The sequence below is a fragment of the Bacillus sp. NPDC077027 genome, assembly GCF_050269555.1.
Lineage (GTDB): Bacteria > Bacillota > Bacilli > Bacillales > Bacillaceae > Bacillus.
In genome coordinates this window covers 105,704-126,168 of record NZ_JBNNIO010000005.1, presented here as the reverse complement: position 1 = coordinate 126,168, position 20,465 = coordinate 105,704, and the positions used below count along the sequence as shown (strand labels likewise).

Here is a 20,465-nt window from a genome sequence, read left to right as displayed (position 1 = left end):
AAAAAGCTTGTAGAAAAACATGAGTTTCTCCACAAGCTGAAGGTGCTTCAATCAGCACCTTTTTGATCTATTAAGAAAAGATTCGACCAATCTCTTCAATTTCTTCTGTTGTTAAGTGAACATCATTTGTAAGGAGATTTTTCTGAACCTGCTCTGCCCGTTTGGCACCCGGGATGATGGCATCAATTCCATCTCTTGCAAGCAGCCACGCAAGTGCCACATGTGCAGTCTCCACTTGTTTCTTCTTGGCAATCGCCCCGAGCTTATCCACCTTTTCAAGGTTTAGCACAAAAGTTTCTCCTTGGAACAGCGGATCTTTGGCACGGATGTCGTCAAAGGTTGCATCCTTGGTAAATTTACCTGTCAGCAAACCAGATGCTAGCGGGAAGTATGGAATAAAAGAGATACCATTTTCTACGCAGTACGGGAGAAGGTCCTGCTCCGCCTGACGCTTCAATAATGAATACTCAGATTGAAGTACATCTAAATATCCGTCCTTATTAAATGTCTGAAGCTGATCAAAATCAAGATTGGATGCACCGATCGCCTTAATTTTCCCTTCATCCTTCAGTTCTTTCAATGTACCCGCCACTTCATCAAGCGGTGTTTTCCCGTCAGGAAAATGCAGGTAGTATAAGTCAATGTAATCGGTTCGCAGTCGTTTGAGACTGTCTTCTACCTGTTGACGCAAAAAGTCACGGCTGTTATCAAGCTCAATCTTGCCGCCCACTTCTTTATGTGCACCTTTTGTTGCTATGACAAGATTTTGCCGATTTCCTCGTTTGGTAATGATTTCACCTAGAATTTCTTCTGAACGCCCAAGACCATAAATAAATGCAGAGTCTAAAAAATTCACTCCTTGGTCAAGAGCCGTCTCTACTAGCTCTCGTCCTGCATCCTCACTAAGGTTCGGAAATAAATTATGTCCACCTACAGCGTTTGTGCCTAGACCTATTGGATTGACATGCAAATCAGTTCGTCCAAGCGTCACTTTTTTCAAAAAACTCATCTCCCTTGTCTGCGTAATCACCTTATTTTCCCATGACTCACATGTTAAATTCAAGCTTCCTGCTCTCTATATCAATGAACGCATTCTCGTTGCCAGCTCAAACCTACATTCCTTGTCTTTTCCAAAAGCTACATGTACAGAGTCAGCCGTCATCAAATTGACCAGTCATCTTGTCTTGTTTCGAGATTTTTTTATGAAAAATATCTGTAATTAAGGATTTTTTACAAATTAAAGCTTTTTAACTAGTTATATTTACTTATGAATGTCCTCTTTTTCTACTAAACTATGTAAAAACTTATTAAAAACAGTAAATTAAACCTATTCAGAACATGTCTGTAAATCTTTAGAATGAAGAAGTGCATATCGAACTTAGGATAATATCCCCTCTCTATTCTTTCTAAATGACCCTTTTTACTTAGATATATATAGGGACCAAGAGGATAACGAATGAAAAACAAAGGAGAATTGATCGTGAATTTCAAAAAAATAAGTTTCGTATTGTTAATGACTGTCATGATGGTTTTCACAGCAGCTTGTCAAAGCTCTGGAAAAAAAGCGGATGCAGATAACAACAAGTCCAAAGCCAACAAAACAACAGAAGTAAAAGTAGAAAGCTATGAATATGTATTGCCTGAAAGCTCTACAACAACACTTCGTGAGGAAGAATTGGTCCTAAAAGTCAATGTATCCGTTAAAAACAAAGGGAACGAACCACTTTCATTCTCAAACTTAGATTTCACACTCTATCAAAATGATTCTAAAGTCTCTGATCTTTCTTTTTATGGCAACAATGATCGCTTACAATCTGGTTCTTTAAACAAAGACAAATCAGCAAAAGGAGCACTTTATTATCTTGTTGATAAAGGCAAGACCTATCAACTCTCCTACAAAAAAAGAATTAGTGATAAAAATGAAGACCCTATCGAATTTGATATTGATGGTAAAAAAATCTTAGAAACTGCTGACAAACTCCAAGACCCAGCAAAAGCTCTCCTCGCATACACGGATGTCGTCGTATACGGAGAAGAAAATGAAAATTTCGTCACTTTAACTGGTGACAATAAGTCAGATATCGTTAATAAATACAATGAAGCATTTATTAAAGGGTTTAAAAGATCTGCAGGCCTTTATAGCACTGAGATCAATGATAGCGACATTAAAGCCCTGCTAGACCGCATGAAAAAAGCAATGAAAGAAAAAACAAAAGTCGAAGCAACTGTACAATACGCATCTAAAGATGAAGCAACTGTAATGGCAAAGGTCACACCAATCGACGCTTCATCCATTCAAGATAAAATGAGATCACGCAAAGCTGAGTTAAGCTCAGGAAATGATTCTCAAGCTGAAATCATGAAAAAAGCATTAAAAATTTATTCAGATGAGTTTGACAAGCTATCACCTGCATCAAGTGCAGAAGAGATCAAAGTCACAATGAAGCGTAAAAATGATGACCAATGGCAATTGGATATGAATCATTACTCTTCAACAAAATTTATGGATGCTTTTATTAAAAACTAACATCTAACGTGGAGCGACGACGTTTCACTATTTTGAATAAAAGAAAGACGCAACACCTAATACCGGTGTTGCGTCTTTTTGTATTACATGCTTGCTTCCTGTTCTTCTTTTACTGCTTTTTCAATATCCTTAAAGCGGCTTGAAACAGTTGAAGCACTGATGCCGTATTTCTTTGCAATCTGCGCCTGGGAAAGTGAAGCATCACTGGCAAGAGAATGAATATAATATTCAATACCTGCCGCAAATGATTCTGGTTTGCGAATGACTGGTGATTTTTGATCACAGTATGCTTTCCAAACGGTTAAAGCACCATCTGTCAGCTCCTGATCACCGTGTTCCTTCATTCCACTCTCAATCAATTTGGCGGTTTCTAACTGTGCATCGTTAGCCCAGTTCATACGTTCCGTCGACAACCAAACACTGTTCTCAGCGTTATTAGATTCTGCCAATTCTTCGACTTCTTGCTTAGCAAACATGATGTGTAATACGTCTGGGAAGGATTCTCTCATAAAGGTGTGACGTTCCCCACCTTTTTCCTCAAAATGCTGAACAAGTTTACGCACTTGAAGAAGTAATGCATCTGTGAACTCTTGTGCAAACATCGTATACTGGATAAAAAACTCTGCCTTTTTCTCAAATTGGACAGGGAATCCAAGCACAAGACTACCCGTTTCAGGAAGGACCGTTTGATCTGGCTTCACGTCCACTTCGACTTTTTCTGCTGTTACCATGTTTTCAAAGTGAAGTGATTCGGTCGTTTTTTCCTTAAGCAATAACAAAGATGGTTCCATCTCTGTCCATGATTGAACAACCTGTTTTGTTTTTGGACGTGTAATATCTTCTGCTTTTTTCACAAGAAATTCACTAAAAATCGTTTCACCTTCATCTGTCAGTGGACGGAAGAAAATTCCCCACACACTTAAATGAAACACCGAGATTTGCTGTGTTTCCTTGTCCATATCTGCCAGAAATGAAAATTCGTTAATGAATTGATTGATGGCACGTTGATGTTTAGAGAATGCATAGTTCATCAAATCCTTTTGGACTTGTACAGCTTCCTTAAAAACAAGCTCAGACGTTTGTTCTCCACCTGATTTTTGACCACAGCAATGTTTATATTTTTTTCCGCTTCCGCATGGGCAGAGCGCATTTCGTTTAATTTTTCCCAAAATAAAACCTCCGACATTCTAGTCTAACCTCACTATTTTAACAAACGATTGCACCAGAGAGTTTTATTTTCAAGAAAAAAGAAAAATCAGAATGATCAGAAAAACAATAAGAACGCTACTAAAGTGTCAACACTTAAAGAAAAATCATGTAGTCGCTCCCCTTATTTCCCTTCAATACCAAATAATTTTTACTCTATGGCATTTCTAGTCCATGCCATTATAAAGCTGATTTGCTTCAAAATAAAAGATTTGTACAAACTTCTTCGTATTCACTCGACCGGTTGAGGATGACGAGGAAGATGTTTTTTGCATTTCTTTCATTCTTTGACTGACATCTGTAAAATCGAAGAATTTGGATGCGTAATGTTCAAACTTCGGATTTGAAAAATCAGTTAAACCTAGTGATGCAAAATGATTGAGAGAGTGATGAATCGCCCTTCTGATTCTTTGCTCCGCAGCCTTTACCTCTCTCATAATCTCCACCTCTGCTGCTTGTCTTCCCAGCTTCCTTTCTGCCGTTTTTATAAACAACTGCTTGAGCGGCGGAAAATTCGCCTCTGACGAATTGGAGGTCTTTGTTTCATGTAAGTAGACCAATATCTCAAGCAAATCCTTAGAACCACTCTCACCGACAATCCCCAGTTCTGATAAAAGAAACTCGCCCGCCTCTTTGATAGACTTCTGCTTGGATGACGTTGTTCTGTCACGGATCGTTGCTGGCTGGAGAGGTAGCACATGACGAAGCGAAGCCTGAATGTCGAAAATGGATTTCTCTAGTTTTAATCGCTCGATGACCTTACGAATCACGCTCACAATTTCAATGCGATTCACTGGTTTATGGATATAATACTCAATGCCAAGCGCATAGGCTTCTGCCATCATCTCTTTGGCTTCTACCTGTGAAATCATAATGATTTTCCCCTTAAATTCATCCTTAATATGACGGATGGTCTGAATTCCATCACGAACAGGCATTAATAAATCAATGAGCAGAATATCAATTTTCTTTAAATTCAACGAATGCGCTTCTAATAAGTGTCCGTCATCGGCTTCATCCGACACTTCTCCTAAATCCTCGTCTTCAATGATTTGACCTAAAATCGAGCGTATTGCACGATCATCATCTGCAATGAAAAACCGCATACACTCATCCTCTCTGTATCAATTTTTGAATCGGCAATATAAGCGTAAAGGCTGTGCCTTTTGTTTTTTTACGTTCAATACGAATTTTGCCGTCAAGCTCATGAACGAGCTCTCGAACATATGATAAACCGATGCCTGTAGATGGCGTACCAAGTGCATCAAATTTTGACGTATACCCTGGATCAAATACAACTTCTTCTAGTTTTTCAGGAATACCTGGTCCATCGTCTTCAATCCGAACCTCTATTTTATCATGAATCCCTTTGAGAATGAGTCTGATTGTCCCTGTCTCTTCAATGGCTTCAACAGCATTTGCCATCAAATTATTGACGAGTGATAGGAAAATAAAGACATGATAATCGTGTAAATGAAGCCCCCGTACCTCTGCATGAAATACAATCTGCTTACCGAGAGATTGGGCGTATTTCTCATTAATGCCAATCACAATTTGAATAAGCTCCTCTGCTTTCATATAGTCCTGCATATTTTCCTTTGAGATGAGCTTCGATAGACCTGCATATATACGCTGATTATCCTTTTTGACTTCATGAATCTCACCTGCTAGCTTAAGCAACTCCTGGCTTACCTTTTGACCATCCTCATGTTCATTCAACGTTCGATAAAGCCGATACGATTCCTGTGTAATATGCTCCGTATGCTTTAATGTTTTTTTCAAATGAACCGTTTCTTCATATAAATTAGCAATCATCATCATCATATGTTCATTTTGTTTTGTGATTTGCTTTTCTCTCGATTGAGCTTCATACAATTTCATCATGTTAAAAAAACTGATCACCACAAAGCTATGAGCAAACGCAATCATCACCATATCACTTAGTTTTGCAGGTGTAATAGACGTGCCGAACATGAAAAATTGGACAGATAGCTCTGCAAAATCAGCGAGCAATTCAATCACAAGACCAACCAATCCGATGATGATTGAACGTCGCTTGAACCTGCCTGTTCGTGCCATATAAAACAGCAATGCATACATAAAGTAAAAAATGAAACTTGGGCATTGTCTGTATAATGACTCAGCGAGTTCGGCCTGACTCTGAATCAAATCAAGCCCCACACGAAAAACAACGATGGCGAGTCCTGTGAGTAATCCAGGGAGAATCGGCCTCGACTTTCTGAGAAGCAATAGACAAAAGAAAAATGCAGGTGCACCAAAGCTGATCCGAAATGTCTCATTGACAGGGTAAAATTTCAGCTCACCTGCAATTGGCACAATCACAATCATAAAAAGTAAAATGAAAGCATCCTTTTTGACAAGCTGGTTTAAACTCAAAATGTTTTGCATCCCTTTCTCACTTTGCTTAGCCACAGTATACAGTGAGACTTCACTCTTCACAATGAACGAAAAAAATTTTTCCGCCTTTCTTTTTGCTTAAAAAATGGATTTTTCAAGACTTTCCTCCGTCTCAAAAAAATGACTTATCAGCTATTACTTTTTTCGGGAAATTGTGTATATTTCCTGGAACATTTTACACAAAAATAGCACAGGTGATTTTTATTTGTAAATTTTCATGTAGTTTTTCATAAGATCATGTAGTTTTCATTATAAATTGAATGAACAATTTTAGTGAAACTATATGTAAGCGTTTTCTGAATTTTCACTAAAAACCCTTTTTGTTTTTTCACTGCCACCATAATTATGTCACATTCATTTAGGTGAAAAGGAGTGGTACAAGCAGCGCATGACAAGACAATTAAAGATGTGTAACATGTCATTCGTGCCTATTTGATCGCATTTTTTGTCATCCGCCAATTCAATAGGGTACTTTGTCATTTTTGATTGGAGGAATCGTATGAAAACAGCCATTTCTAACTATACACAACACGCTTGCCAGCCTTCTGTCAACCAATGGGCAGAGAGCATCCGACCTTACTCAGAAACAGGTCAAAACGCAGGCTACATTCCAGCACTCGGAAAAGTGAATTCCTCTCAACTCGGCATCAGCGTCATAAGCCCAGATGGACTAGCGGTTCAATATGGTGAATGGGATGTTCCCTTTACACTACAAAGCATATCAAAGGTGATCAGCTTTATAGCTGCCTGTTTAGGAAAAGGCGTACCTTACGTCTTGGATCGGGTAGATGTAGAGCCGACTGGTGATGCATTTAATTCAATCATCCGCCTTGAGATGCATAAACCGGGCAAACCATTCAACCCAATGATCAATGCTGGAGCCATCACTGTATCATCTATTCTTCCCGGACAGACTTCTGCGGAAAAGCTAGCATATATTTTCGATTTAATCGAAAACTTAATAGGTAAGCGGCCTTCTGTAAATGAAGAGGTATATCAATCAGAATGGGAAACTGCCCACAGAAACCGTGCACTTGCTTATTACTTAAAAGAAACAAATTACTTAGAATCAGATGTTGAGGAAACACTAGAGGTATATTTAAAGCAATGTTCAATCGAAGTCACAACTGAGGACATCGCCTTAATAGGATTGATTATCTCAAACGATGGCTTTCATCCCTTTAAACAAATCCAAGTGATCCCAAAGGATATTGCCAAATTAACAAAAGCTCTCATGCTCACATGTGGCATGTACAATGCTTCAGGGAATTTTGCTGCATTTGTTGGGGTTCCTGCCAAAAGTGGGGTATCTGGTGGAATTATGGCGTGTGTGCCGCCAAGTGCTAGAAGAGAATTCCCATTTAAAGATGGCTGCGGCATTGGAATCTACGGCCCCGCCATTGACGAATGCGGTAATAGTATTACCGGTGTCATGATGCTTAAAAAGCTCGCAAAAGAGTGGGAATTGAGCATCTTTTAAAAAGAACAGTGATGAATTAGAAGAGGTGATGTTATGAATGATAATAAAAATTCTTTTGACTTTATGAGTTATTTACTAACGACCAGCAACTTTTTATGGTCTTATATTATTGTTGCTTTGCTAATTGGTGTCGGTCTTTATTTCACTTTTAGATCCCGATTCCTTCAAGTACGTATGATTAAAGAAATGATTCGTGTACTCAAAGAAGGAACCAACAAACAAAAATCTGGTGTGACACCTTTCCAAGCCTTTGCAATTAGTATGGCTGCACGTGTCGGAACAGGAAACATCACTGGAATCGCCATTGCGATTGCGATGGGTGGACCAGGTGCTATTTTTTGGATGTGGGTACTTGCAGTGATCGGCTCAGCATCAAGTTTTGTTGAAAGCACTCTTGCACAGGTTTATAAAGTAAAAGATGAGACAGGCTTCCGTGGTGGCCCTGCTTATTACATTGAAAAAGGTCTAAAGAAACGTTGGATGGGGATTCTATTCGCAATTTTAATCACCATTTCTTTTGGAATTGTCTTTAACGCAGTACAGTCAAACACAATTACCGTGGCATTTGAGAATTCTTTTGGAACCGATCGTTTAACAATGGGTATTATTATGGCTATCGGCTTCAGTGCAATTATTTTTGGTGGTGTCAAAGCCATTGCAAAAATGTCTGAGTATATTGTCGTCGTGCTTGCTGTAGTCTATATTGGCGTAGCCTTCTTTATTATGATTACTAATATTACTGAACTTCCAGGCGTGATCAGCACGATTTTCACACATGCATTCGGTATTGAGCAATTTGCTGGCGGAACAATAGGGGTCGTCATTATGGAAGGGATTAAAAGAGGACTCTTCTCCAATGAGGCTGGGATGGGTAGTGCCCCAAATGCCGCTGCGGCAGCCGTTACAAGTCACCCAGTGAAACAAGGTTTAATTCAAGCGTTTGGTGTCTTAACGGATACGTTGATTATCTGTACAAGCACAGCATTCATTGTTCTGTTTTCTGATGCATATAAAACGACCAATCTAACTGGGATTGCACTGACACAGGCTTCCTTGAGTGAACATATCGGTTCATGGGCATCTGGATTCTTAGCAATCATGGTTTTCTTATTTGCATTCAGTACGTTAATTGGAAATTATTACTACGGCGAAACAAATATTGATTTCTTGAACTCAAGCAAAGGCTGGCTGATTGTGTACCGAATCGTCGTCATCGGTATGGTGTTATTTGGTGCAGTTGCAAGCGTACCTCTTGTATGGAACTTGGCTGACTTATTCATGGGACTAATGGTCATTGTCAACTTAATTGCCATTACCATGTTATCCAAGGTCGCCTTCGCTGCCTTAAAAGATTATATGAAACAAAAGCAAGAGGGCAAGGACCCTGTTTTCTATAAAAATACGGTTCCACTTAATGAAAACATCGAATGCTGGGATGAAGATCATGTTTCATTGAAAAAGGATCAAAGCAGTTAACTCGATTTCAAAAAGAACTTGTCATAAGGGACTGACCCCATAAAGTGAGACAAATAAAAAAACACCTTTAAGTTGAAAATCGGGTATAGAATACCTGCAACCAATTTGGAGGTGTTTTCTATTGAAGAGATTTCAAAGAAAGCCATCAAAAGATATTTTCGACATTAGTTATTTGACCCTTGATATGGTGAAACAAGGTGATGCGTAAAAAGTCGAAAGCACCGCATACAATCAAATCCATAATTTGTTACATGTTCATGAAAAAATTACAAATTTCTCTATTAATCTTTTTGGTACAAGCCAAAGATGTTGGGCAATGCTCAAACTCTAACTTTTGCAAATCTTGGTGTGTTTCGACAACCGAAACGAAAACCAATGGTACAAACAAAATTCTTTTTGATTTTTTCAGTCATGACTTTATAGATGTTGAAGATTAATCGTATATTACTGCTTTTCCTTGTTCACGTAACTTTTTTAAAGATGTAAGCATTTAATTTATTTCTTCATCGGAATGTCTTCCCATAAACTTAATTCAGCTATAATTTTCAAAGGCGATTTAGATCTATAAGAACGGGTTGGATTTCCAGGGTATTTTTGTCAGTTAAGTTTGAGTCATTTTCAAAATCGCCTAATGGTTTTACAATATAAATTCTTTCTTTTGATTTAGATGTTGCTAATTCAGCACACCATTTAGCAGCTTCTAATGTTGCAGTGAAATATATATGGTTCGATTTTTTGTTTTGGTAATTTGATAAGTGTTGCGGTTCTAATAGATCTCCAATTGTTAGTTCTGCTTTAGTACCATGAAAGAAAGGACCATTATCTAAGACATCTTTTTTTCATTCATACTTATACGCCTCTTAAATTTTTAAAATTATATACAAAAGTATAGAACAGAGACTACAAAAAAGAGTAGTCTATAAATAATTTGTAATTAGGAGTACAATGTAAGTAGAGTGAATGATGCCGAACGACAATTACCTTTTACTTGCGTTTTAACAGAGAAATTAAAAAGTCCAAATTCTCAATTTTAATAATAAGAATTTAGACTTTTTTTATTCCCCTTAAATTTGTAAATGTGTATTTTCCTGACCCTACCAAGAGAAAATAATTTTGTTCATATTGCGATCATGTGAAGATACATCGCTTAACACTAAGAACATAGATCGACTTTAGCGTTCAGCTATGAAGGGATTTTAAAGATGGCAGTTATGGATTTAGGAATTGTACTTCATATCTTGCCAAAAAATATCCCCTATTCGTCGTCTTCTATAAATACTTAAGAACAGCCCTACAGCCATCATTTCTAGTAGAATGTGTGAACCTCCAAAGCTCATGAAAGGTATCGATACACCTAGTAGAAAAGGAAATAAGCCAAGGTTTGTTAGAATACTTAGAATAAACTTAGTTGCAAAGGTTGCTGCCAACCCTGTAATCAACATTCTTCCATAAGCTAATTTCACACTTTTTGCTGTGCTTAGTACTCTACAAATAAAAAATACAAATAACATGAAAATAGTGATTCCTGCCACCCAGCCAAATGAATAGATGATATACGCAAAGATTAAATCTGTGTGAACGTCAGGAATTAACTCTGAAGTTACATGAAGACCCTCTGTAGTGCCCAACCCGGGAGCAATATAAAGGCTAAATAGCGTATACTCTTGAGAATGAAACAACAAATTCACAATAGGATATATTGAAGCTACTACTGAAAATATGATGATTTGTTTAAGGTTAGCTGTTGACGCATGCATAATCGCTATACAAACAATCATGCTGATGATGATCGTTGACAGAGCTCCTGTTGTATACAATAAGATGATTGGCAATGAAAGCACTCCTACTCCAAGCCAAGACTTTGAACGGTCTCTCCAATCCCATGATTGAAAGATCCCTGCAAAGGAAATGGCAAGAAGGAACGGTGTGATGTCAATTAAATTAATATTGAAATAATTCAGGCTTAAATATGGAACGCCATTGACTTTAACGCCAAAAAGCACAGAGAATAAAAGAGCAACATGCGTTGCTATATATAAATGCCAAGAGTACATGAACAATCTTCTATAATCAAAAGTAGATAAGCTGAACATGAGAAGAGCACCAAACAAATAAAAACCAAGGCTTTTATTGAATACTTTCATATCTCGAAGATTTGTAAAAGCAGAATGAAATTGCAAATAATACATAACAAGCAACCCAAATAAACAAGCTCCCAGCACTAGAAGTATTGTTTTAACATCTATTGGCGCTTTATGCGTTTCGTTCAACTGTTTCCCAAGTATTGCAGCATCTCCGATATAAGTTAATGCTTGATCTATAGCCTCTTCTTCAGAAAGTCCTGTACGCATAGCTTCCTCTTTAAGTGTATGAAGATGATCATTTATTTCAAGCCTTATACTAGCATGTACATCTTTATTTCTGATCTGTTTACATAAATCATTTGTATATGTTTCAAATTTTTTTTCTAGTCCCATATGATTTTCTCTCCATTCAGAACTCTATCAACCGCACCTTTGAAAACTTTCCATTCTTCTTTTTTTTCCTGTATAAACTCTTTACCTTTGTCATTTATTTTGTAATATTTCCTTTTTCGATTGCCATTTCCTTCACCCCAGTAAGATACAATTAACCCCTTATCCTCAAGATTGTGAAGAATAGGATAGATCGTGCCCTCTTTGAAGCTGAAAATACCTTCAGATTTCACCTCTAACTCTTTAATCATTTCATATCCATACATTGGTTTGGAATTTAGTAAGCTTAAAATAAGGGTAGCAGTACTACCTTTAAGAAGCTCTTTACTTACCTTCATATACACTTCACCTCTAATACATAGAATTACTATGCATATATTTAATATGTATATACTACATGAAAAATAAATATATGTAAACATTTTATAAAGACGACCTATGGTTGTTTTGTTTATCCTCTCTATTCATCATTACTCTTTTTTTATCTTGGAAAAATTATCATTAGCGAACAAATGGTCAAACAAGAATGGGGAACGGTCAATGTTCGTGTACATCCATATACATTGTATTCACATGTCATAAAACAACTTTTGAACCCATAGAAAAACACCTCCAAATTGGTTGCAGGTATTCTATACCCGATTTTCAACTTAAAGGTGTTTTTTATTTGCCTCACTTTGTGAGGTAAGGTGAGGTCAGTCCCGTCCCGGATGCTATGGTTTTCTTTTTTTCACTTTTAATAATATAGAATATCGCTGGGATCATGACCGACCACAGGTATGGCAACTGCTAGCCCTAAAGTGATCATCGTATTCCAAGGCAATGAACCTAGCTCCCTTCTTGATCCGGTCATCATGCCAGAGCTTTTTTATGTTGTTTGCTGAACAAACTCAAGAAGTAGCTGATTGACAATCTCAGGTTTTTCGTGATTCACCCAATGAGATGCACCATCAATAAAAATCAATTGACCGTTTGGACAAATTTTCATCGTTTCTTTTGCCAATTTTCTACTAAGAAATTGATCTTCCATTCCCCATATCATTCGCACTGGTAGTAAAATCCGCTGGGAGACAGGCTTTTCAAATCCTCCTTTTTTTATCGCTCGATACCAATTCAGCATTGCTGTCAACGCACCAGGCTGTGTCCAAGCAAGTTTATAGCTTGTGATATCTTCTTTCGTAAACAAATGAGGTCTTGATGAGAGTCCAATGGCATCATCCAACTTTTGAAAATGCCTCTCTTGCAAAGCCGCTTCAGGCGCATTTGGTAGCTGGAAGAAAGCGATATATGCACTCTTTTTCCATTGCGGTGGATAAACAGGAAGTACCTTCATCATCACACGGGGATGTGGCATATTGACAACGATGAGCTTTTCTACAAATTGAGGACGTGTCGAAGCTAAATGCCAAGCAACAGCCCCGCCCCAATCATGACCAACTACAAAGGCTTTTTGATTCGGGCTAAGCATTTCAATTAAGCCAACAATATCGTCTCTCAACTGATCTAATACGTATTGCTCAACGGCTTCAGGTTTATCACTTAAATGGTAGCCTCTCTGGTCTGGAACGACCACTCGAAAACCAGCCTTTGCTAGAGGTAGAATTTGGTTTTTCCAACCATACCAAAACTCAGGGAATCCATGTAACAGCACAATTAACGGCCCATCCTTAGGACCTGCTAAAGCCGTATGCAGAGTCACAAAATTTGTGCGTATATATTGAAATTCAATCTTGTCCATCCCCATTGTCATCCTTCTCCCCTTGTTATTGTTATTCTCCCAACATAGCATATTTCACATTTTTCAGAAAATAAAAACACTCACAAAAAAGCCCCCACCAGTCTTGGCGAAGGCCATCACTTTACTTCATATAATTCAGAACCCAGCAAATGCTGTTCTTTCGATCTTGAACCTGTCCATGGAGTGCACCAAAAAAAGTATCTTGTAATTCAACCACAACATCACCATCTGCTTCTAGCGCTTCATACACAGCCTTTAATTCTTCTTCATTATCAAACTGAATGATGATACGTAGATTTTCCGGCTTAGGTGTACGTCCGAACGTATCTGAGAAATGGAGAAATGATTCGCCAAGATGCAACTCTGCATGTAAAATTTGATCTTGATGCTCATTCAATATACGAATGTCCCCACCAAAAATGCTTTGATAGTATTGGAGTGATTCCTTCACATCTTCAACGACAATATAAGGACTAACACTAATCATGATCCATCCTCCTCTTCTTCCTCAAAAACGCTTATTCCTATCTATCTTACCCCAAATCGTAAGAAAAAAGGTGCCAATCGTCTATGGATTCGCACCTTTTGTTCTTATGATTGTTTAGCTAATTGGCTATGTTTATTTGAATAAGCCGCATACATGATCACTCCAAGGAATAACCAAACACCGAAATATAGCCAAGTACGCAGTGGCAAATTCAGCATAAGGAACAGACAGCAAGCCATAGATATAATTGGCAGTACCGGAACAAAAGGTACTCTAAATCCCCGTTCAAGCTGTTTGTCCGTTTTTCTTAGAATCAGGACAGATAAACTAACCATGGCAAATGTTAATAATGCACCGATATTCGCTAGATTCGATAAGTCCTTTAAATCAATAAAACCGGAAATACATGCTGTGATCCCGCCGATCATCCATACACTTGCAACTGGTGTATCGCTTTTGTTTGTTCTTGAGAACAGCTTTGGCAAAAGCCCATCTCTTCCCATAGCGAAAGCAATTCGTGTGGCAGCATAGTTGTTGGCAAAAATAACAGCCATCAAGCCAATGACCGCACCAACAGAAATAATACCTGCCACGCTATTTTGATGAACACTTTGTAGCACGTATGACATCGCTTCTGTCACATTCAAGTGAGTGTAATGCATCATCCCCGTCATCACAAGGCAGACCACAATATAAATAATGGTACAAATTAACAATGATCCAATAATCCCAATTGGCAAATTGCGCTGCGGATTTTTGACCTCTTCAGCAGATGCAGAAATGGCATCAAATCCTAAAAAAGCGAAAAATACAGCTGCTGCCCCAGCAATAACACCTTGCGTACCATATGGCATAAATGGCTGCCAATTTTCAGGCTGTACATAAAAACCACCAACCACAATAAAAAGAAGAATAATTGCAAGCTTCACGAACACCATAATGTTGTTAAAATTCTTACTTTCCTTTGTACCTTTTGATAAAATCCATGTGATCAACAAGGCAATCAAAATTGCTGGCAAATTCATGATACCACCCTGCTCAGGACCAGCTAGGAATTGGTCTGGAATAGACAGGCCAAAGCCCTCCAGCAAACTATTAAAATAGCTGGACCAGCCACTCGCTACAGCAGATGCAGTCAGCATATAAACCGAAAGAAGCGTCCAGCCCATTAAGTGACCTACGATCTCACCCATCGTAGTGTATGAATAAATGTACGCACTTCCGTAAACAGGTAGTGTTGAAGCCATTTCTGCATAGCAAAGGGCGGCTAAGCTACAAACAATGGCGGCAATAGCAAAGGAAATCATCACAGCAGGCCCTGCATCATTTGCCGCTGTAATTCCCGTTAATACCATAACACCCGTCCCAATGACAGCTCCGATACCAAGGAGTGTTAAATCGAGACCGCCCAATGTTTTCTTTACTTTCTGTTGTTTACTCTGTTCCAATAAATCATGAATGTGTTTTTTCCGAAGTATATTCCGCAAACCCTATCCCTCCAAAACATCAGAAAACCAAAATCACTCAAATTTCATTATATCAGAATAGGGACTATACATTCATGACCAATTCACGTAAATCTCTCTTCATAATTTTACCAAGTTTGTTCTTCGGCAGGTGTTTAGTAAAATGGATAGACGGCACTTTATAATCCGCCAATCGCTCCTGACAGTATCGCATCACATCCTGCTCTGTTAATTCGATATTTGGATCCTTCACAATGTAGGCGCTCGGTACCTCACCATATAAGTCATCAGGTACACCGATGACTGCTGATTCAATTACGCCAGGGACTTGGTCAATGACCTCTTCCACTTGATCCGGATAAATATTATCTCCGCCATATACGATAACATCCTTATACCTCCCTGTAATGTAAAGAAAACCTTCATCATCTAATAAACCTGCGTCTCCCATATGGAACCAGCCATCCTTGAGGACCTTTGCCGTCGCATCTGGTTGCTGGTAGTAGCCAAGGAAATAAAAGGGACTTCTCATCACAATTTCTCCTATTTCCCCTACAGGCAGTGTCTCTTGCGTATCTGGATCGACAATCATCACTTCAACATCAGGATCGACCTTACCAGCAGACCCCATTTTGTCTGCCCCCATTGCGGGATGCCACGCACTAACTATCCATGCCTCCGTACTGCCGTAGCCATGCATAAGTACAATCCCTCCATCTTTATACTCCTTTATCAATCGCACCGGAACCTTCGTTCCACCAGATATGCCAAACTCAAAGGAGGATAGATCATAACAGCCTCGCTTCAATTCCTCTAACATATATGTATAGGCGGATGGGAACGCCATCATAAAGGTAATACGTTCTTTTTCAATGGTTTCTAAAATACGCTTAGGTGTTGCATCAGGTAGAAAAACAATCGTATAGCCTTCAATTGCTCCTGCAATTAAATGATTAATAGAGCTCATATGATAAAGTGGATGGCTCGCTAAATAGCGTTTTCCTCTCAGGTCAAACCCTTTATCATTATCATGTCTGGTTAAAAACTGATAAATTCGTCCATGACCGACCATACAGCCCTTCGGATTACCTGTTGTCCCAGAAGTAAATAAAATCATGGCTAAGTCATCCTCTGATACGTCCTCTGCTAGATAGGTGTCATCACTTGAAGCAAGGATGTCTTCAAACAGCTCGGTGGTCTTTTTGTTCACACCCGCTTCAATTATCAAACAGTTTTTAAGTGATACGTTCACAGCAGAAATGACATCTTCGAATTCTCGATCAAAGAAAATGGCTTTTGGGGTCGCTTTTTTCAAAATCCCTTCCAGTTCATAGGAAGTTAATTGAAAGCTTAAAGGAACTGCAACAGCACCCGCTTTTATTGCAGCTAGCATGATGGTTGAAAAGTGATGGTGATTTTGACAGATAAAACAGACTCTATCACCTTTTTTAATTCCTTTTCTGTTTAAATAATTTGCCAGTTGGCTGATGCGATATGCATATTCCTCAAACGTATAAGACACACCTCCGCCAGAAACTGCCTCAAGCTCAGGTGACCGTTCCATTCTGTCGTTTAGTAATGTCTGTAAAGTATTCAATGTTTTCATCTCCAAACTCTTTTTTTCGTTTGGCATTTCTCATATGTCAAACTGGTCGTCAGATTTTATTTCAACACCATTCTAAAATAAAAAAAGAAGAAAGTAAAACTGTTTCATTTTAGAATTATTCTATTAATTAATTGATAATATAGGAAATTTAATAATCGAATTCCATTTAAGTTTAATTTCCTGGTGCTGTTATGATAAGATAGACCTAGTTATGACGGAAAAATCAATGTGCAATAGGAAAAGAGGTATGGAGAATGCATCATTTCGGGCTAGAGGCAAGTTTGCTGGATCACGCACTGACGAAGTACTTAAAGGCGACAAAAAAGATAGATGAAGAAAACATTCCAAAGAACGTGACGAATGTGAAAGGCTTCATTTTACGCATCATCTATCGCCATCAATCATGTACAGTCAAAAATATTTTACAAGAAGTCTCATTATCTCCCTCTGCTACAACCACCGCTCTCAATCATCTGGAAGATGAAGGACTCATTATACGTTCTAGAAACAACAGTGATCGTCGTACAGTATGGATTACGTTGTCTGAATCAGGCGAACAAATTGCAAAACAAATGATCGAAAATCGACAACTACTCGTAAATCAACTATTTGGGCATTTATCAGAAGAAGATAAAAGAACTTTCTTTGAATTAGTTGAAAAAATGATGAATGAACGCACAATAAAGGCTTAGGAGTGACTCCCTAAGCCTTTATTACTTCCTATATTAAAAAGACTGTGTAACCCGTTACACAATCAGTCTTGACATACAATATACATATCGTAATCAGCATATGTCTCAACAGTTGGAATGCGCTGGTCAGCTTTAGTTATATAAGGACAAATATGAGGCCCGCCGGATTCTCCAAACTGCTCAAATACTTTGCCAATTCCTCCGGGTAATAAGAAAGCAAGGAACTTATTTGAATGAGCTTCCAAGCGGTAAGAATGCACTGTGTTTGGCGGAATATACACAAAATCCCCCGGCATAAGGCAAATCTCCTCACCATTTAGATGAAGGATCATCTGCCCTTCCAGACAATAAAACGCTTCTGTGTGAATCTTATGATAATGAGAGAAAAATGCGCTACCTCTTCCCCCTTCTGTCACACACATACAGAAGTTGCTGTCTGTTGTTTCCTCTGTTGCAATTAATTCATGAAGCTGTCCATCAACAAGAAAGCGCTTACCTTCCCCTGCCTCAAGCACATACGACTGAACGTTTACAGGTAATTGACTTTCAAATACAGGAGACGGTCTCGTTGTACTGGATAACTCTCTCAATCCATGGACAAGCAATATATCACTCTGAACTTCAGCTTGCTGAAACAAGTCCAATTCAAATGCATTGTCCATTTTAGACCATTCATCTAAAGAAACGACTTTGCCGATTTGGCTATAAATATCTGTTATCGTTCCGCCCACTGCAAAAGATATAAATCTTGTTTTATGACTGTGCATCCGGTAACCATGAATCGTTTTTGGTGGGATATGAATATAATCATAGGCTGTCACCATATACTTTTTACCATCTAGGATCACTTCTAGTTTTCCCTCTAGGACAAAAATCGTTTCGTACAGATGGTCATGGCGATGAAGAGGGAAATAAGCCCCTTTTCCTCCTGTGACCAACACAAGTTCAAACAATTGATTGGTTTGGCTTGCTTCCGCAAGAACATGGACAAGCTGATTCCCTACAACATAATACGTTCCTGCACCAGAGGCGGCAATAAACGAGTGGTTCCCAAATGGCTCCGTCCGCTCTATTTGCACCGACATCCCATCACTCCTTATGACTATTTGACTATCCTTATTATATAGACCAATCACTATAATAGATAGCCCTTACAACTAGTAATTTCATTCACTTTTAAAATAAACGATGAAGATGTTTTTTCACATCGTGTAAGGGCTTCGTATTTTTTAGCACAATCGTCATTGAAATACTGCCGAGTATCATCGAATGAATGAATGATGCCAGTTCTTCAGCTTCTTCCTCCTCATAATGGCTTGTCATTAATTTTTCTTTCACCATTTGCTGCCAACGAAACATCTCAATTTTACAAGCAAGATGTAGCTTTGTATGTGTGACTTCTGATTCCGCCGCAATTAGCACAATCGGTATACCACATCTTTCTTCCTCATTCGTAAAGCTTGTCATGAATGTGCTAACAAAGTGCTGAAGAGCTTTCAGTGGATCATCTGAAAAGGCAAGACTTTTCTCTATATCTGCAATGATCTTTTTGCTTACAAATTGGACAGCTGATATGGCCAGCTCTTCTTTACCGTTTGGAAAGTAATGATAAAGTGAACCCTTCGGCGCGCCACTTTCCTTGATAATTTGATTCAAACCAGTCGCATGATAGCCTTGTTTTCGAAAAAGAAGCGCTGCTGTTTTAACAATCTTCTTCTTTGTTGTCATGGACACATCCCCCTAACTCAATATCCGCTGATGAGCATGCATCAGCGGATCAATCTTCATGTATGTGTTTCGACTTCATCCCAGTTGTCGTATTCTTCGTCATACACCCAATTTAAGGCTTTATGCCATTCCTTGACAACATCTTCTATAATTGGAACAGGGACGGTCATTCGGCCGCCATTGATTCGTTGTTCAACCGAAATCCAGTGTAGCATATAGACCAAATCAACCCGTTCTCTGACATCTGCTTGAAGCGCTATCTTCTCCAGTAATTCTTCTTTATTTTTCAGTTTGAAAAATAGCTCATTGATAGCATCAACATCACACATATGATCAGGCATCGTTCTCGTTTCGATCATACCTGTTGCTCCCATTAACGCATATAACGCTTCATAGCTCCATACAGCCGTTCGGGCAGCCACTTCCTCTGGCTCTGCTTCACTCATAAATGCCCACTCCTGCGGAGAAAAAAACGACTTCGCCTCAAATCGATCCATTAGCTTAGTGACGACCTCGTTTACTTCAGAGGATGGGACACCTTGCTGATGACCATCACCCTTTACGCTATATATAAATAACGCAATCATGCGACGGCAAATGTCTTCTCTACTTTTAAATGAATCCCGCTCTTCATATAAGGGTAACTGGCCAATTGGCAATTCGTGTGTCACCAATTGATCAATAGTTTGGAATCGTACACCTTTCATATGAAGAGGGTCTAAGCGCCGAAGTTCATTGATTTCTAAAAGCGACTGTCCGTCTCCATCTATGTAGTCGACTCCGTCCACAAATAAAAAACCAGAGTACTGTTTTGCTAGCTTTAATAGAAGCTGAATGACATCATCTGGCATGCTTCGCTTTGAAACAAGTGCAATTGCTGTGCGAGTGTTCGCATTCTTTCGGATCAATTGTTTTTTCACTAAGGGCGCCTCTATTACTTGATCAATATAGCCTCGTTGCCCCATCTTAAGTTCACATAATGCTTGATACTGATCTTCTTCTGATAAAATATTTAACGTATAAACGACTTTAGATAAAAACCTGCCTCGTTGAATGGAGACTCGGTTTTCATCCATATGCAGTGTTTCCCCTTGAAATAATTCCTGAATGGTTTGTATGATTTCCTGCTTACTTCCTTGTGTTAAAAAAATGGTCCCGTTTTTCATT

17 protein-coding genes and 1 pseudogene are annotated in these 20,465 nt (G+C 38.6%); 4 read left to right on the top strand and 14 right to left on the bottom strand.

The annotated features are described in order from the left end of the window. Positions 1–70: 70 nt before the first annotated feature. Positions 71–1,009 carry an aldo/keto reductase gene (locus ACQKEZ_RS16520; protein WP_427302636.1) on the bottom strand — a complete coding sequence of 313 codons (939 nt, stop codon included), beginning with the start codon at positions 1,007–1,009 and terminating at the stop codon, positions 71–73. Positions 1,010–1,456: 447 nt separating this feature from the next. Here ACQKEZ_RS16520 and ACQKEZ_RS16515 point away from each other — a divergent pair, with 447 nt between their 5' ends. After that, positions 1,457–2,527 carry a DUF5105 domain-containing protein gene (locus tag ACQKEZ_RS16515; protein WP_427302634.1) on the top strand — a complete coding sequence of 357 codons (1,071 nt, stop codon included), beginning with the start codon at positions 1,457–1,459 and terminating at the stop codon, positions 2,525–2,527. An 83-nt stretch (positions 2,528–2,610) separates the two neighbouring features. Here ACQKEZ_RS16515 and ACQKEZ_RS16510 read toward each other — a convergent pair whose 3' ends face one another. The 3 genes from ACQKEZ_RS16510 to ACQKEZ_RS16500 all read right to left on the bottom strand — a co-directional run bounded on the left by ACQKEZ_RS16510 (position 2,611) and on the right by ACQKEZ_RS16500 (position 6,130). Then, a complete protein-coding gene (locus ACQKEZ_RS16510) occupies positions 2,611–3,696 on the bottom strand; it encodes an SEC-C metal-binding domain-containing protein (RefSeq protein WP_427302632.1) in 1,086 nt (361 codons plus the stop codon). A gap of 204 nt (positions 3,697–3,900) precedes the next feature. After that, positions 3,901–4,839 (bottom strand): response regulator, encoded by a 939-nt coding sequence (locus ACQKEZ_RS16505; RefSeq protein ID WP_427302630.1) that lies wholly within the window; start codon positions 4,837–4,839, stop codon positions 3,901–3,903. Between the two features lie 4 nt (positions 4,840–4,843). Further along, positions 4,844–6,130: an ATP-binding protein gene (locus ACQKEZ_RS16500; RefSeq protein ID WP_427302628.1), complete on the bottom strand. Its 1,287-nt coding sequence runs from the start codon at positions 6,128–6,130 to the stop codon at positions 4,844–4,846. A gap of 520 nt (positions 6,131–6,650) precedes the next feature. Between ACQKEZ_RS16500 and ACQKEZ_RS16495 the strand changes: the two genes are divergently transcribed. Together ACQKEZ_RS16495 and ACQKEZ_RS16490 are read left to right on the top strand one after the other, a co-directional pair. After that, positions 6,651–7,631: a glutaminase gene (locus ACQKEZ_RS16495; RefSeq protein ID WP_427302627.1), complete on the top strand. Its 981-nt coding sequence runs from the start codon at positions 6,651–6,653 to the stop codon at positions 7,629–7,631. Between the two features lie 63 nt (positions 7,632–7,694). Beyond that, a complete protein-coding gene (locus ACQKEZ_RS16490; RefSeq protein ID WP_427302756.1) occupies positions 7,695–9,107 on the top strand; it encodes an alanine/glycine:cation symporter family protein in 1,413 nt (470 codons plus the stop codon). A 490-nt stretch (positions 9,108–9,597) separates the two neighbouring features. Here ACQKEZ_RS16490 and arr read toward each other — a convergent pair. The 7 genes and pseudogenes from arr to ACQKEZ_RS16455 form a co-directional block, all read right to left on the bottom strand. Beyond that, a pseudogene (gene arr / locus ACQKEZ_RS16485) lies at positions 9,598–9,925 on the bottom strand (NAD(+)--rifampin ADP-ribosyltransferase); the annotation flags it as partial. A 399-nt stretch (positions 9,926–10,324) separates the two neighbouring features. Continuing rightward, positions 10,325–11,584 carry an FtsW/RodA/SpoVE family cell cycle protein gene (locus ACQKEZ_RS16480; protein ID WP_427302625.1) on the bottom strand — a complete coding sequence of 420 codons (1,260 nt, stop codon included), beginning with the start codon at positions 11,582–11,584 and terminating at the stop codon, positions 10,325–10,327. Then, the gene (locus ACQKEZ_RS16475; protein WP_427302623.1) at positions 11,575–11,919 is read right to left on the bottom strand and encodes a PadR family transcriptional regulator; all 345 of its coding nucleotides are present in this window, start codon (positions 11,917–11,919) and stop codon (positions 11,575–11,577) included. Before ACQKEZ_RS16475 ends, ACQKEZ_RS16480 begins: the two co-directional genes overlap by 10 nt. Positions 11,920–12,449: 530 nt before the next feature. After that, positions 12,450–13,319, bottom strand: coding sequence for an alpha/beta fold hydrolase (locus ACQKEZ_RS16470; RefSeq protein ID WP_427302621.1), 870 nt, complete (start codon positions 13,317–13,319; stop codon positions 12,450–12,452). Positions 13,320–13,440: 121 nt separating this feature from the next. Then, entirely contained in the window at positions 13,441–13,806 is a 366-nt protein-coding gene (locus ACQKEZ_RS16465) for a VOC family protein (RefSeq protein WP_427302619.1), read from the bottom strand. Positions 13,807–13,910: 104 nt separating this feature from the next. After that, positions 13,911–15,293 (bottom strand): amino acid permease, encoded by a 1,383-nt coding sequence (locus tag ACQKEZ_RS16460; RefSeq protein WP_427302617.1) that lies wholly within the window; start codon positions 15,291–15,293, stop codon positions 13,911–13,913. Positions 15,294–15,357: 64 nt separating this feature from the next. After that, positions 15,358–16,869: a class I adenylate-forming enzyme family protein gene (locus ACQKEZ_RS16455; protein WP_427302615.1), complete on the bottom strand. Its 1,512-nt coding sequence runs from the start codon at positions 16,867–16,869 to the stop codon at positions 15,358–15,360. Positions 16,870–17,132: 263 nt separating this feature from the next. On the opposite strand from ACQKEZ_RS16455, the gene ACQKEZ_RS16450 reads away from it, so the two are divergent. Next, complete coding sequence (locus ACQKEZ_RS16450) at positions 17,133–17,570, top strand: MarR family winged helix-turn-helix transcriptional regulator (RefSeq protein ID WP_427302613.1); 438 nt, start codon at positions 17,133–17,135, stop codon at positions 17,568–17,570. 62 nt (positions 17,571–17,632) lie between these two features. Here the strand turns inward: ACQKEZ_RS16450 and ACQKEZ_RS16445 are convergent, their stop codons facing one another. The 3 genes from ACQKEZ_RS16445 to ACQKEZ_RS16435 form a co-directional block, all read right to left on the bottom strand. Further along, positions 17,633–18,655, bottom strand: a complete 1,023-nt coding sequence (locus ACQKEZ_RS16445; RefSeq protein ID WP_427302611.1) for a quercetin 2,3-dioxygenase — start codon at positions 18,653–18,655, stop codon at positions 17,633–17,635. Positions 18,656–18,746: 91 nt separating this feature from the next. Further along, the gene (locus ACQKEZ_RS16440) at positions 18,747–19,298 is read right to left on the bottom strand and encodes a TetR/AcrR family transcriptional regulator (protein WP_427302609.1); all 552 of its coding nucleotides are present in this window, start codon (positions 19,296–19,298) and stop codon (positions 18,747–18,749) included. A 56-nt stretch (positions 19,299–19,354) separates the two neighbouring features. Then, complete coding sequence (locus ACQKEZ_RS16435) at positions 19,355–20,464, bottom strand: DUF4272 domain-containing protein (RefSeq protein WP_427302608.1); 1,110 nt, start codon at positions 20,462–20,464, stop codon at positions 19,355–19,357. Between the last annotated feature and the right edge of the window lies 1 nt (position 20,465).

What these genes read in the sequence shown, in the direction of transcription:
- ACQKEZ_RS16520 (WP_427302636.1), bottom strand. Translation starts at nt 1,009, where the DNA reads ATGAGTTTTTTGAAAAAAGTGACGCTTGGACGAACTGATTTGCATGTC.
- ACQKEZ_RS16515 (WP_427302634.1), top strand. Translation starts at nt 1,457, where the DNA reads ATGAAAAACAAAGGAGAATTGATCGTGAATTTCAAAAAAATAAGTTTC.
- ACQKEZ_RS16505 (WP_427302630.1), bottom strand. Translation starts at nt 4,839, where the DNA reads ATGCGGTTTTTCATTGCAGATGATGATCGTGCAATACGCTCGATTTTA.
- ACQKEZ_RS16495 (WP_427302627.1), top strand. Translation starts at nt 6,651, where the DNA reads ATGAAAACAGCCATTTCTAACTATACACAACACGCTTGCCAGCCTTCT.
- ACQKEZ_RS16490 (WP_427302756.1), top strand. Translation starts at nt 7,695, where the DNA reads ATGAGTTATTTACTAACGACCAGCAACTTTTTATGGTCTTATATTATT.
- ACQKEZ_RS16480 (WP_427302625.1), bottom strand. Translation starts at nt 11,584, where the DNA reads ATGGGACTAGAAAAAAAATTTGAAACATATACAAATGATTTATGTAAA.
- ACQKEZ_RS16475 (WP_427302623.1), bottom strand. Translation starts at nt 11,919, where the DNA reads ATGAAGGTAAGTAAAGAGCTTCTTAAAGGTAGTACTGCTACCCTTATT.
- ACQKEZ_RS16470 (WP_427302621.1), bottom strand. Translation starts at nt 13,319, where the DNA reads ATGGACAAGATTGAATTTCAATATATACGCACAAATTTTGTGACTCTG.
- ACQKEZ_RS16465 (WP_427302619.1), bottom strand. Translation starts at nt 13,806, where the DNA reads ATGATTAGTGTTAGTCCTTATATTGTCGTTGAAGATGTGAAGGAATCA.
- ACQKEZ_RS16450 (WP_427302613.1), top strand. Translation starts at nt 17,133, where the DNA reads ATGCATCATTTCGGGCTAGAGGCAAGTTTGCTGGATCACGCACTGACG.
- ACQKEZ_RS16445 (WP_427302611.1), bottom strand. Translation starts at nt 18,655, where the DNA reads ATGTCGGTGCAAATAGAGCGGACGGAGCCATTTGGGAACCACTCGTTT.
- ACQKEZ_RS16440 (WP_427302609.1), bottom strand. Translation starts at nt 19,298, where the DNA reads ATGACAACAAAGAAGAAGATTGTTAAAACAGCAGCGCTTCTTTTTCGA.
- ACQKEZ_RS16435 (WP_427302608.1), bottom strand. Translation starts at nt 20,464, where the DNA reads ATGAAAAACGGGACCATTTTTTTAACACAAGGAAGTAAGCAGGAAATC.